This window comes from Kitasatospora sp. NPDC092948 (genome assembly GCF_044754805.1).
Lineage (GTDB): Bacteria > Actinomycetota > Actinomycetes > Streptomycetales > Streptomycetaceae > Kitasatospora.
The window spans coordinates 708,920-721,702 of sequence record NZ_JBIVPU010000001.1; the positions used below are offsets into that span (position 1 = coordinate 708,920).

The following is a 12,783-nucleotide window of genomic DNA, read 5'->3' on the forward strand; positions in this document are numbered from 1 at the left end:
AACCGGCCAGAGGCCAGGGCCCAGGCCGAACCCGCCAGAGGCCAGGGCCCGGGTCGAGCCCGTCCGAGGCCGGTTCTGTCTGAGGCCGGTTCGCGCGGCGTTGCGGCGAGTTCGGGGAGCGGGGAGCGGGTGAAGCGGATCCGCTCCGGCGGTGTTCCGGTCAGGTCGGTGCGCAGGGTCGCCCACCCCTCCCGCCCGGCCGAACCCGCCACAGGTCAGGGTCGGTCGGGTCAGGGCTCCAGTAGGACGGGCAGGGCGCGGTGGCCGTTGGAGATCAGTGAGTCGACCGGCTCCAGTTCGGTGCCCGGGGCGAGTGCCAGGCGCGGGAAGCGCTCGAAGAGGGCGCGGAGTGCGGTGCGCGCCTCCAGACGGGCGAGGGGGGCGCCGAGGCAGAAGTGGGGGCCGTGTCCGAAGGCGAGGTGGTCCTTGGCTGCCCGGGTGACGTCGAAGGCCGCGCCGGTGTCGCCGTGTCGCGAGGGGTGGCGGCCGGCCGCGGCGTACGAGGCGAGGATCGCTTCGCCCCGGTGGACGGTCACGCCGCCCGGCAGCTCGACGTCCTCCAGGGCGAAGCGCAGCGGCAGGTGCGCCACCGGGGCCTCCCGGCGGAGCGACTCCTCGACCGCGTCGTCCCAGCCCGCCTTGCCGGTGCGCAGCAGGTCGAGCTGGTCGGGGTGGGCGAGCAGCAGGGTGATGGCGTTGTCGATCAGGTTGACGGTGGTCTCGTAGCCGGCGGAGACCATCAGGACGACGGTGCCGAGCAGTTCTTCCTCGGTGAGCGCGCTGCCGTCGCCCTCGGTGTCGCGGGCGGCGATCAGCAGCGAGGTCATGTCGTCGCCGGGCTGCTCGCGCTTGGTGGCGACCAGCGCCGAGACCATCGCGAAGAACGCGGCATTGTTGGCCTCGGACTCCTCGGGGCTGAGCGTGGTGTCGAACACCCCGTCCACGTGGTGGCGGAAGCCGTCGCGCAACTCGGCGGGCAGGCCGAGCAGTTGGGCGATGACCAGGATCGGCAGCGGGCGGGCCAGGTGTTCCCGCAGGTCCACCGGGGACCCGTCGGCGCCCGCGGCGGCGGCCCCGTCGAGCAGGGTGGCCGTCATCTCCTCGATGGCCTCGCCCAGCGCCGCGACCTGGCGCGGGGTGAAGGCCGAGCTGACCATGCGGCGCAGCCGGCGGTGGCGCTCGCCGTACGCCGAGAACATGTTGCGGGTCGTCAGCCAGAGGGTGAGCGCCCAGCCGGCCGCCACCGGTCCGTAGTCGGGCCAGTGCTGGAGGCCGTCCTTGGAGATCCGCGGGTCCTTGAGCAGGCTCTCCAGCACGTCGGGGTCGGACACCGCCCACACCTGCACCCCGAGGATGTCGGCCGGCGAGGCGGCCCCACGGGCGATCAGTTCGGCGCTCTCGGCGTCCCGGGCCCGCCCGGTCGGGTCGAGGACGAGCACCGAGTGGTCGACCGGACACTTCAGCGGGCGGTTCAGCGAGGCCGGGCCGTTCTCCAACTGGCGCTCCACGAGGGCTCCTTCGTGCGTTCCTACGTTCGTGCGTTCCGACGTTCAGGCGTTCCGATGTTCCGACGTTCTGCCGTTTCGATGTTCCGACGTTCCGATGTTCTGGGGCGCGCAGGTCGGGCGCGCACCCGTCGAGAATGGCCCGCCGTCCGCCACCCGTCGAGGGCGCATCCGGGCGCCGTCGCGCGCCCCGGGGCGCGCGCCCGTCCGTCGGGTGAGCCGCTCTTCCCCGATTGACGGGGAACGTCAACCGGCGTGACCGCGGCCCGGCCGGACGCGGACGGTGGGCGGCATGACAACGATCACGAGGCTCCGGCCGACACCCCGTCAGCTCGTCCGGGCGAGCGGCGGGCCGCGCTACGCGGTGGCGCTGGCGGTGGACGCCCTCGGCTCCGGCATGCTGCGGCCGTTCCTGTTGCTGTACGGGATCACCGTGCTCGGACTGGGCGCGGCGGCCACCGGCCTGGCGATGACGGTGGGGATCGTCGCGGGGCTGGCCGCGATGCCGCCGCTCGGCCGCTGGCTGGACCGGGGTGCGCGCAGTTCGGCGGTGGCCGCGTCGATGCTGGTGCGGGTGGCGGGCGTCGCCGTGCTGCTCGCCGCGCCGCACGGGAACGCGGTGGTGTTCGCGGCGGCGGCGCTGATCCTCGGCGTCGGCAACCAGTCCTGGCCCGCCGCGCACGCGGCGCTGGTCGCCACCGTCGTCGAGGGCCGGCTGCGGGACGCCGCGCTGGCCGCCGGCCGGTCCGTGCGCAACGCGGGACTCGGGGCGGGCGCGCTGCTGGCGACGGTCTTCCTGGGCGGCGGCGCCCCCGCGCTGCGGGCGCTCGCGGCGGCCTCGGGCGTCGGGTTCCTGGTGGCGGCGCTGCTGGCCCGCTCGGTGCGGGTGACGGCCGCCCCGGCCGCCCGGACCGCCGAGCGGGCGGCCCCGGCCGGGGACGGGCTGGCTGCCGTGCTGCTGGCGAACGTGGTGTACGTGTTCTGCCTGAACGTGCCCGAAGTGGCGCTGCCGCTCGTCCTGGTGACGGTGCTGCACGCCTCCCCGGCCTGGTCGGCGGCGGTGTTCGTGGCCAACACGGTGCTGGTGGTGGCCCTCCAGGTGCCGGTCACCGCCTGGGCGGCGGCGCGCTGGTCGCGCCGGACGGTGCTGGCGCTGTCCGGCGTCGTGCTGGCCGCGAGCTACCTGGGTTTCCTGCTGGCGGCGCCGCTCGGACCCCTCGCCGTGGCCCTGGTCTCGGTGCCGTGCACGCTCGGCGAGATCCTGTACGCGGGCAGTGCCACCGCCCTGGTCACCGCGCTGGCCCCGCCGCAGGTGCTGGGCCGCGCGCTCGCCCGGTTCCAGCTCTCCACCGGCCTCGGGCTGGCCGTCTCCCCGGCCGTGATCACCGCCCTCGCCGCCGCCGGCCCGCTCGCCCTGTGGGGCACCCTCGGCGCCGCCACCCTCGGCGCGTCCGCAGCCGTCGGGCGGACCGCGGCCGGGCCGGCGCCGGACCCGGTCCGGCCGGGTGCCATGGCCGGGTGAGGGCTCCTCTAAGGTGCGGGAATGCGAGATTTCGGGGCGGGGCTGCGATTCCTGTTCAACGGACAGCGGTGGGTGGCGCGACACGGCCGCTGGTGGGGCTTCGGACTGATCCCGGCGCTGATCACCCTGGTCGGCTACCTGGTGGTGCTGGTGGTGCTGGTCGTCCACGCGGGCGACCTGGCCGCCTGGGCGACCCCGTTCGCCGACCACTGGTCGGAGCCGTGGCGGGACACCGTCCGGGTGGCCGTCGGCGCCGCGGCCGTCGGCATGGGCGGACTGCTGGCGATGGTGACCTTCACCGCCGTGACGCTGCTGATCGGCGAGCCGTTCTACGAGTCGCTGTCGGCGAAGGTCGAGGAGACCGAGGGCGGCGGCCCGCAGGCCCCCGAGCAGCCGCTGTGGCGCGAGCTGTGGACCGCCGCCAAGGACAGCCTGGCGGTGCTGCTGCGGGCCGCCGGCTTCGGCGTCCTGCTGTTCCTGTGCGGGTTCATTCCGGTGGTCGGACAGACCGTGGTGCCGGTGATCGGGATCTGCGTCTCCGGCTTCTTCCTGACCGTCGAACTGACCGGCACGCCGCTGCAGAAGCGCGGCCTGCCGCAGAAGCAGCGGCTGCGCCTGCTGCGCTCGCGGATGTCGATGGCGGTCGGCTTCGGCGCCGGTCTGGTGCTGCTGTTCCTGATCCCCGTGGTGACCGTGCTGGCGATGCCCGGCGCGGTGGCCGGCGCGACCCTGCTGGCCCGCGAGATCGCCCCGCACGAGGAGCCCGCCGACGAACCGCCGTCCGACGAGCCGCCGTCCGGCGGCCCGGGCCACGGCCCGGAGGGCGAGCACCCGCCGACGGACGGCGACCCGGACCGGGCGGATCGGTACCGGACGGATGCGTACCGGGTGGATCCGTACCGGCCGCAGGCTTTCCCGCGGCAGGGCTGATCGAACTCATCACCGAGCGTTGACGGCGATTTGACGCAGCGTCACCGTCTGCGCGATAACGTCCCCATGCCCGTATCCGTGGACGCCGCCCCGCGCGGCATTGACCTCGGCGACCCCGCGTTCTGGCGGTTGCCCGAGAAGTTGCGCGTCGAGGCGTTCGCCCGCCTGCGGGAGCGCCCGGGGCCGGTGGCGTTCACCGACCGGGCGACGGGGCGGCGCTGCTGGGCGCTGGTCCGGCACGCCGACGTGATGACGGCCAGCCGGTCGCCCGAGGTGTACCTCTCCGGGCCGGGGGTGACGTCGCCGGAGCCCGCCCGCTGGGTGCGGGCGGTGTTCGGCGACTCGATGGTCAACCTGGACGATCCGCAGCACGCCGACCTGCGCCGGGTGGTCGGCCGGGCGTTCACGCCCCGACTGCTCGCCGAGGTCGAGCAGGACATCGCGCGGACCGCCGCCCGGCTGGTGGACCGGCTGGAGCGCGAGCGCCCCACGGACTTCGTCGCCGCCGTCGCCGGGGAGCTCCCGTACCAGGTGATCTGCTCGATGATGGGCATCCCCGAGGAGCAGCGCCGCAACATCCTGGCCCGGATCAACCGGGCGTCCGCGTCGGCGGGCGTCACCCGGCGGGGGCTGCGGGTGCCCGGCCGCGGGCTGCACGCGCTGGCCGCGATGCACCTGACGGTGGCCGCGCTGGGCCGTGAGCGCCGTCGCCGCCCCACCGGCGACCTGATCTCCGCGCTGGTCACCGCCGACGTGGACGGCCGCCGGCTGGGCTCCCGGGAGCTGGGCGCGTTCTTCTCCCTGCTGCTGGTCGCCGGAGTCGAGACCACCCGCAACGCGCTCGCCCACGGCCTGCACCTGCTGACCGTCCACCCCGAGCAGCGCGACCTGCTGCTCGGCGACCTGGACGCCCGTCTGGGCGGCGCGGTGGAGGAGATCGTCCGCCACTCGACGCCGATCGTGCAGTTCCGCCGCACCGTCGCCGTCGACCACAAGCTGTCCGGGATCCGGCTCGCCGCCGGTGACAAGGTGGTGCTGTTCTACGGCTCCGCCAACCGCGACGAGGCGGTGTTCGACCGTCCGGACGCCTTCGACATCACCCGCTCGCCCAACCCGCACCTGGGCTTCGGCGGCGGCGGCCCGCACTTCTGCCTGGGCGCGCACCTGGCCCGCCAGGAGATGCGCGCGATGCTGCGCGAACTGCTCACCCGGCTGCCCGGGATCCGCTCCACCGCCGAGCCGGACGTCGTTCCGTCCTCGTTCGACCACCGGGTGCGCACGCTGCGCTTCACCTTCTGAACGCCGGCGCCGACGAGCGCCCGCATCTGCTGAACGCCCGCGCCTGCCGAGCGTCGGCGCCTGCTGAACGCCCGAGCGGGGCGGCCACCTCGGGGGTGGCCGCCCCGCTCGGGGACGTTGCAGCTCAGGACGGGTGGGCGCCCACCGCGTCGCGGACCTCGGCGCCCAGCACGCTGTTCGCCCGGGCGCAGTGCGCGCCGCAGAAGAACCGGCCGGCGACTTCGACGCCGTGGCCGACGATCCGTACCGTGCACTGCTCGCAGCGCGGCGCCAGCTTCTCCATCGCGCACTCGAAACTGTCGAAGACGTAGGTGTCCCCGGTGATCGTCTTGATTTCGAAGGAAAGCCAGTAGTCGTTCTGGCACACCACGCAGACCGCCATGTCGGGCTCCTCTCGCCGTACGGGTCCACCGCCGAGTCTTGGCCCGCGGGGTACGGGCGGCAATCGGCGACGGTCCGAACGGGAGTCCGGCTGGACGGGAGTCCGGCCTGACGGGAGTCCGACTGAACGGGCCGAGCTGTCGGAACACGGTCAGGTCCGATAATGGTCAGAAAGGCCCGGGTCAGTCGAGGAGGCCGAGATGATCATTCGAATCTGGGAGGCTCAGGTCTCCCCGCTCCGGGTCGAGGAGTTCTGCGCCCGGCTCGCCTCGACCGTCCTGCCGGACTTCGACCGCTGGGACGGCTTCCTCGGCGGCGAACTGCTGCGCGCGCTGGCCGACGGCGACCACCGGGTCCAGATGATCACCCGCTGGCGCGACGAGGAGGCCCTGCGCGCCTACGCCGGACCGATGTGGAAGATCCGACCGGTCTGGGCCGAGGGCGAACTCCACGAACTGGAGCACCCGCCGACGGTCGTCCACTACCACTCGCTGCGGCGCCTCGACGCGCTCCCCGGCGAGTGACCGCTCAGCCCCGCTGCACGGGAATGCCCCGGTCGGCCTTCACCTGCTTCATCGTCAGGTGCGAGTGCACCTGCGCGATGCCCGGCAGACCGGACAGCACATCGGTCACGAAACGCTCGTACGCGGCCAGATCCGCGACCGCGACCCGCAGCAGGTAGTCCGGATCGCCGAACAGCCGGTGCGCCTCCACCACCTCCGGCAGCTCCGCGACCCGACGCTCGAACTCGGCGACGGTCGACCGGTCCTCGTGCCGCATCACCACCGTCACGAACGGCTGGAACCCGCACCCGACCGCCGCCGGATCGAGCTGCGCGCGGTAGCCGCGGATCACCCCCTGCTGCTCCAACTGGCGCACCCGGCGCAGACACGGCGACGGCGTCAGCCCGACCCGGTCGGCGAGTTCGGCGTTGGTGAGCCGGCCGTCCTGCTGGAGCTCGTGGAGGATTCTGCGGTCGAGGCGGTCCATGGCGCAATATTCTGCCCCACGAGCGGGCTGACCAGCGAAAACGGGACATCGGCTGCCAGTGCCCAACGGATAGCGTCCTGGACGTCGCCCCCACCCCTCGAACGCGAAACCGAAGGTGCCATGGACCCGCACGCCCTGTTGCTCTTCCTCGGCGTGGACCTGCTGCTGGTCTGCACCCCCGGCCCGGACTGGATCTACATAGCCGCCCGCGGCCTCGGCCAGGGCCGCACCGCCGCCCTCACCGCCGTCGCCGGCGTCTGCGCCGGCTACGCCGTGCACACCCTGCTCTCCGCCGCGGGCCTGGCCGCCGCGCTGCGGGCCCTGCCGGCCCTGCTCCCCGCGCTGCGCCTGGCCGGCGCGGGCTACCTGGCGTTCCTCGCCGTCACCATGCTGATCGGCCTGCGCCGCGGCGGCCCCGCCGGGAGCCTCGCCGCCGCCGGCCCGCAGCCCACCCCCGTGGTGCTGCGGCAGTCCCTGCTCACCGCCCTGCTCAACCCCAAGGGCCTGCTGCTCTACCTCTCCCTCGTCCCGCAGTTCGTCACCCCCGGCGCCGCCCTCCCCGTCGGCGCCCAGGTCGCCGCCCTCGGCGCCGTCAACGTCCTGTGCTGCGCCGCCGTCTACACCGCGGTGGCGCTCACCACCGTCCGTCTCGCGGCCCGGCTCACCACCACGGAGACCGCGGCCCGCCGCCTCTCCGCGGTCTCCGCGGTTCTCCTCCTCGCCGTGGCGGGCGTGACAGCCGCAGCCTGACGATTCGTCAGGACGCCCGCCCGCTCACGGTCCGCCCTGGCCCGGTCCGCGCTCCGGTGCGGTGGCCGTGTCGAGGGCGGTGAGGGCGGCGTGGAGGGTGAGGAGGTCGGGGCCCCGGGCGGTGTCGAGGCCGGTGAGGGCGGTGGTGCGGCGGAGGCGGTAGTCGACGGTGTTGGGGTGGACCAGGAGGCGGGCGGCGGTGCGGCGGCGGTCGAGGCCGCAGGCGAGGAAGGCCCGGACGGTGTCGAGGAGTTCGGGGCGGTCGGCGAGCGGGGCGAGGAGGGCGGCGAGTGCGTCGTGGGCCGGGCCGGGGCGGCTGAGCTGGTGGGCGAGCAGGACGTCGTCGAGCAGGTGCAGCCCGGGTCCGCGGCCGGTCGCGGCGGCGACCTGCCGGATCTCGGCGGCCAGCCGGACGGCGTCGGCCACCGCCGGGGGCGGCGCGGCCGTCGCGCCGACGACCAGCGGTGCGCCGCAGGCCCGGGCGAGGCGCTCGACCAGCGCGGCCAGCGCGTCCCGGGAGAGCGGGGCGGGCAGCAGCACCGTCCCCCCGTCGTCGGCCAGTGCGGCCAGCGGGGCGCCGTCCGGGTGGCGGCGCTCCAACTCGGCGCGCAGGCGGCGGAGTTTGCGGCGGGCCGCGACCGAGCGGTTGACGCCCGGGCGTGACTCGTCGGGGTGCGGGCCGATCGCCAGCGAGAGCACGACGTAGCGGGCGGGGAGCCGGAGGCCGGCCCGGTCGGCGGCGGCGCGCGGGTCGCCGCCCTCCAGCAGACGGGACAGCAGGGCCTGCCGGGCGACCTGTGCGTCGCCGAGCGCGGTCTGCCGTTCCTGCACGTAGCCGGTGGCGACCGCGCAGCTGACCGCCCGCAGCCAGCCGAGCAGGCGGTCCTGCGCGGTGGCGACGTCGGGCAGGTCGGCGGGGGCGGCCTCGGCGAGCAGGCGGGCGGCGCACAGTTGCGCGCCGAGGTGGTACGCGCCGACCACCGACTCCAGCGGGACGCCTTCGTCCGCCCGCCGCGCGGACGACTCGCGGATCCGGTCGAGTTCGTCCTCGCCGGGCAGCTGACCGGTGCGCAGGACATCGGCGAACGCCCGGATGCCGCGCTCGACCTGACGGGCGATCTCGCCGCGGAGCTGTTCGGGCGGCATCGCGTGGTAGGCCGGGAGGCGGTCCAGCAGCCGGGTCGTCACCTCGACGGCGAGCCCGGGGGCCAGGGCGAGCAGTCGCAGGTGGACCGGGGTGCCGCCGAACTGCGGTTCGGGCACGGCGAGTTCGGCGTTGGGTGCGGTCACAGTCGACCTCGCTAATCTCTGTGCAGCGGCCCGGCGACGTGGCGGGTCGACGCGTCCATGATGGTTTCCCCGGAGGTTACCTACCCGTAGGTAACTCGCGCGATCCCCCACCGACCCCCCGTCGGACCGCGCATCCCACCCCCAGCCGGACACCGTCAGAAACGGGAGAGCCATGTACCGAGCCGTCGCCCGGACGATCGCCACCGCCCTCGCCGCCGCCGCTCTCGCCACCGCGGCCCCCGCCGGCACCGCCTCGGCGGCCACCGACGGGTTCTACACGTACGACGGCAGCGCCCCGCTGTCCTCGCTCGCCCCCGGCACCGTGCTGAAGACCCGCACCCTGGCGTACCACCTGCTCGGCATCCCGACCCCGGTGCAGGCCGTCCAACTGCTGTTCCGCACCACCGACGCGCAGGGCCGCCCGTCCGCCGGGGTGACCACCGTGGTGCGGGGCCTGGGCAGCGACGGGTCGAAGGCGGTGTCGTACCAGTCCTTCTACGACTCGCTGAACCCGGCCGACTCCCCGTCCCGGGCGATCGCCGGCGGCCTCACGCTCGGCGGGGCGATTCCCAACGCGGAAGCGCTGTTCGTGGTGCCGTTCCTGCTCCAGGGCTACGACGTGGTGATCCCCGACACCGAGGGGCAGACCGCCGACTTCGCCGCCGGGCCCGAGTACGGCACCACCACGCTGGACTCGATCCGCGCCGTCTCCGGCTCCTCGGCGACCGGCATGAACGCGGACACCCGGTTCGGCCTGCTCGGCTACTCCGGCGGCGCGATCGCCACCAACTGGGCCGCCGCCCTCGCCCCCGGCTACGCGCCGGACGTCAACCGCCGCCTGGTCGGCTTCGCCGAGGGCGGCCTGCTGGTCGACCCCGCGCACAACCTCAAGTACGTGGACGGCGGGGTGGTCTGGCCCGGCGTCATCCCGATGGCGATCATCGGCGTGGCCCGCGCCTGGGACCTCGACCTGACGCCGTACCTGAGCGACTACGGCAAGCAGGTGTACGCCAGGATGCAGGACGCCTCGATCGTCAACGCGCTCGGCCAGTACTCCGGCCTGACCTGGAAGAAGCTCGCCAGGCCGGAGTACTCCGACCCGAACTCGGTGCCCCCGTTCCTGGCCGCCGTCAACAAGGTCAACCTCGGTTCGGCCGCCACCCCCACCGTCCCCGGCTACCTCGCCCAGGGCAACGCCGGCGTACTGGAGGGCACGTACAGCAACCTGCCCGGCATCGGCACCGGCGACGGCGTGATGGTGGCCGGCGACGTCCGCGCCCTGGCCCGGCAGTACTGCGCCACCGGCAACCGGCGGATCGCCTACCAGCAGTACGACCTGCTCAGCCACCTCGGCACGGCCGCCCCGTGGGCGCCCACCGCCGTCGCTTACCTGAACGACCGGTTCGCCGGGAAGAGCGCGCCCAGCGACTGCGGCCACATCCCGGCCGGCAACTCGCTGGCCCCCGAACAGCCCCGGTAGACGACGAAGGGCCCGCCTCCCGGCGGGCCCGACTCGTCGGCGCGTGCTCAGAGCTCGCGCGGGTACAGCTTCGCGCCGCGGCGGATCTGCAGCGCCGCGAGGATCTCGGTCAGGCCGATCGCCAGCAGCGCGACGGCGGCCAGGATCGCCAGCGCGGTGATCGAGTGCGCGGGAAAGACCATCAGCAGGACGCCCGCCAGCAGGTACAGCGCGCCGATGAACCCCTGCCAGCCGCGGGCCGGCATCAGCGGGTCGGAGGCCACCGCGGCGAGGTGCGTGATGCCGCGGAACAGCCAGCCGATGCCGATCCACAGCGCCAGCAGCAGGATCGACTGGGCGGCCGAGCGGAAGCACAGCAGGCCCAGCAGCACACAGATCGCGCCGCTGACGAACGCCAGCACCCGCAGCGCCGTCGCCACGTGCGTGCCGAACGCGGCGACCAGCTGCACGATGCCGATCACCACCAGGTACACGCCGAACAGCACCCCGACCACCCACAGCGTCTGCTTCGGCCAGACCAGGATCACGATGCCCAGCGCCAGCGAGATCAGACCGCCCGCCAGCACCACCTGCCAGGCCAGCCGGGCCAGTTGCTGGAACGGTCCGACCAGCCCTGGACGGTCGTCGGTCCGATAAGGGTCTGCCATGGCTCCTCCGGGGTTGCCGCTGCGGAACAGGGATCGGCCACCAGCCTCGTCGCCCGCCCCGCCCCGGGCGCGCCGGACTGCTCCGAACGGGTGGGCCTCCCCGTGCCGATCCGATACCGTCCGTTCACCCGGACGTCCTGACGGGGCGTCTACCATCTGACGCTATGACGGATCAGGGGCGGGGGAGCCCACAGTCCTCGGTGGGGGACAGCGGCGGGGCCGGGCCGATCGAGGGCCACTACATCGTCTGCGGCGGCAACTCGATCGCGCACCGGCTGATCCTCGAACTCACCGAACAGTACGAAGTGCCCGTGGTCGCCGTGGTGCCCGACCGCTCGCGCGAACACGCGCCCGCCATCGCCCGGTTACCCGGCGTCGCGGCCGTGCTGGAGTACGCCACGCTCACCGGCGAGGCCCTGGAGGCGGCCGGCGTCGAACGGGCCCGCGGCATCGCGATGATGGACGGCACCGACCAGGAGAACATCCACGCCGCGCTGGCCGCCGAGAACCGCAACCACGGAGTGCGGATCGTACTGCGGATCTTCAACCAGCGGCTCGGCGAGCACCTGGAGAAACTCCTCCCCAACTGCGCGGCGCTGTCCGCCTCCGCCACCGCCGCACCCGCCTTCGCCAACGGCGTCCTCGGCCGCCCGCACACCGTCGAGGTCGGCGGACGCCACCTGTACGTCGCCTACGACGAGGACATCCGCAGCGACCAACTCTGCCTGGTGGCCGACCGGATCGACCGCCAGGACCTGTCCCGGCTGCGGCTGCTGCCCGCCACCGGCGGCCGGGCCGCCGACTTCATCCGGATCGCCGAACGCTTCGGCAGCGGCGAAGGCCCGATCGAACTCGGCCGCCCCGACCTGGCCCCCGCCCGCGAACCCGGCGGCCTCGCCGCCCTGCAGCCCCTGGACGCCGAACCGCCGCTGCGCCAGCCGCTGCGCAGGCGGATCAAGTGGTGGCTGCTGGACAGCCTCAAGTACTTCACCAACACCCGGCTGCGGGTCATCCTGATCACCGCGTTCGCCGCGATCGTGGTCGGCGCCGCCGTGCTCTACTACCGCACCCAGCACCCGCCCGGCCTCGGCTGGACGCTCTACTCGACACTGCTGGACGCGGCCGGCGCCGCCCAGCCCGACCTGCCCACCGACCAGGCCCTCGGCGACCCGTGGGCCCGGGCCGCCCAGGTGCTGATCACCTTCTGCGGCATCACCTTCGTCCCGCTGGTCACCGCCATCGCGGTCGAGGCCCTCGCCAGCGGCCGCCGCGGCCTGCCCCGCCCGCCCGGCGCCCGCACCCGCGACCACGTCATCGTGGTCGGCCTCGGCAACGTCGGCACCCGGGTCGCCACCCTGATCCACGGCACCGGCCTGCCCGTGGTCTGCCTGGAACGCGACCCGCAGGCCCGCGGCATCGCCGCCGCCCGGGCCCTCGGCATCCCCGTCCTGATCGGCGAAGGCCCGCTGGAGGCCCAGCTCAAGCAGGCCCGGGTCAAGCACGCCCGGGCGGTCGCCGCCGTCACCTCCGACGACGCCGCCAACCTGGAAGCCGCCCTGGAGGCCCGCGCCGTCCGGCCCGAAGTCCGCATCGTGGTCCGCCTGTTCGACGACGACTTCGCCCACCACGTGTACGCCACCCTCGGCAACGTCGCCTCCCGCTCGGTCTCCTACCTGGCCGCGCCCGCGTTCGCGGCCGCCCTGATGGGCCGTGAAGTCCTCGGCACCCTCTCGGTGTTCCGGCACGTCCTGCTGGTCGCCGAACTCACCGTCGAGGAGGGCTCCGCGCTGGAGGGCCGGAACGTCGGCGACCTGGAGGCGGCCGGCGGCGTCCGCGTCGTCGCCGTCCGGCTGCACCGCCACGCCCACACCTACCAGTGGAACTTCGCCGACCGCTCCCGCCGCCTCGCACCCGGCGATCACATCGTCGTGGCGGCCACCCGGTCCGGCCTGGCCCGTATCATCCAGTAGCCATCCAGTAGCCGGAACG

At 74.3% G+C, this 12,783-nt stretch carries 12 protein-coding genes; 7 read left to right on the plus strand and 5 right to left on the minus strand.

What is annotated here, in order from left to right:
• Positions 1-230 precede the first annotated feature (230 nt).
• Positions 231-1,508 carry a cytochrome P450 gene (locus ACIQF6_RS02695; RefSeq protein WP_400889299.1) on the minus strand — a complete coding sequence of 426 codons (1,278 nt, stop codon included), beginning with the start codon at positions 1,506-1,508 and terminating at the stop codon, positions 231-233.
• A 289-nt stretch (positions 1,509-1,797) separates the two neighbouring features.
• On the opposite strand from ACIQF6_RS02695, the gene ACIQF6_RS02700 reads away from it, so the two are divergent.
• The 3 genes from ACIQF6_RS02700 to ACIQF6_RS02710 all read left to right on the plus strand — a co-directional run bounded on the left by ACIQF6_RS02700 (position 1,798) and on the right by ACIQF6_RS02710 (position 5,256).
• The gene (locus ACIQF6_RS02700) at positions 1,798-3,027 is read left to right on the plus strand and encodes an MFS transporter (RefSeq protein WP_400889302.1); all 1,230 of its coding nucleotides are present in this window, start codon (positions 1,798-1,800) and stop codon (positions 3,025-3,027) included.
• A gap of 21 nt (positions 3,028-3,048) precedes the next feature.
• Entirely contained in the window at positions 3,049-3,957 is a 909-nt protein-coding gene (locus ACIQF6_RS02705; RefSeq protein ID WP_400889305.1) for an EI24 domain-containing protein, read from the plus strand.
• 66 nt (positions 3,958-4,023) lie between these two features.
• Entirely contained in the window at positions 4,024-5,256 is a 1,233-nt protein-coding gene (locus ACIQF6_RS02710; RefSeq protein WP_400889308.1) for a cytochrome P450, read from the plus strand.
• A gap of 124 nt (positions 5,257-5,380) precedes the next feature.
• On the opposite strand, the gene ACIQF6_RS02715 is transcribed toward ACIQF6_RS02710, so the two are convergent.
• Positions 5,381-5,638 (minus strand): Prokaryotic metallothionein, encoded by a 258-nt coding sequence (locus ACIQF6_RS02715; protein WP_400889311.1) that lies wholly within the window; start codon positions 5,636-5,638, stop codon positions 5,381-5,383.
• A 199-nt stretch (positions 5,639-5,837) separates the two neighbouring features.
• On the opposite strand from ACIQF6_RS02715, the gene ACIQF6_RS02720 reads away from it, so the two are divergent.
• Entirely contained in the window at positions 5,838-6,161 is a 324-nt protein-coding gene (locus ACIQF6_RS02720; protein ID WP_400889314.1) for an antibiotic biosynthesis monooxygenase family protein, read from the plus strand.
• Positions 6,162-6,165: 4 nt separating this feature from the next.
• Here ACIQF6_RS02720 and ACIQF6_RS02725 read toward each other — a convergent pair whose 3' ends face one another.
• Entirely contained in the window at positions 6,166-6,627 is a 462-nt protein-coding gene (locus ACIQF6_RS02725) for an Lrp/AsnC family transcriptional regulator (RefSeq protein ID WP_400889317.1), read from the minus strand.
• A gap of 120 nt (positions 6,628-6,747) precedes the next feature.
• Between ACIQF6_RS02725 and ACIQF6_RS02730 the strand changes: the two genes are divergently transcribed.
• Positions 6,748-7,377, plus strand: coding sequence for a LysE family translocator (locus ACIQF6_RS02730; RefSeq protein WP_400889320.1), 630 nt, complete (start codon positions 6,748-6,750; stop codon positions 7,375-7,377).
• Positions 7,378-7,401: 24 nt separating this feature from the next.
• Here ACIQF6_RS02730 and ACIQF6_RS02735 read toward each other — a convergent pair whose 3' ends face one another.
• Complete coding sequence (locus ACIQF6_RS02735) at positions 7,402-8,667, minus strand: PucR family transcriptional regulator (protein ID WP_400889323.1); 1,266 nt, start codon at positions 8,665-8,667, stop codon at positions 7,402-7,404.
• A 172-nt stretch (positions 8,668-8,839) separates the two neighbouring features.
• Here ACIQF6_RS02735 and ACIQF6_RS02740 point away from each other — a divergent pair, with 172 nt between their 5' ends.
• Positions 8,840-10,147 carry a lipase family protein gene (locus tag ACIQF6_RS02740; protein WP_400889326.1) on the plus strand — a complete coding sequence of 436 codons (1,308 nt, stop codon included), beginning with the start codon at positions 8,840-8,842 and terminating at the stop codon, positions 10,145-10,147.
• 47 nt (positions 10,148-10,194) lie between these two features.
• On the opposite strand, the gene ACIQF6_RS02745 is transcribed toward ACIQF6_RS02740, so the two are convergent.
• Positions 10,195-10,794 (minus strand): HdeD family acid-resistance protein, encoded by a 600-nt coding sequence (locus ACIQF6_RS02745; protein ID WP_400889329.1) that lies wholly within the window; start codon positions 10,792-10,794, stop codon positions 10,195-10,197.
• 164 nt (positions 10,795-10,958) lie between these two features.
• Here ACIQF6_RS02745 and ACIQF6_RS02750 point away from each other — a divergent pair, with 164 nt between their 5' ends.
• Positions 10,959-12,764 (plus strand): NAD-binding protein, encoded by a 1,806-nt coding sequence (locus ACIQF6_RS02750; protein WP_400889331.1) that lies wholly within the window; start codon positions 10,959-10,961, stop codon positions 12,762-12,764.
• Positions 12,765-12,783 lie beyond the last annotated feature (19 nt).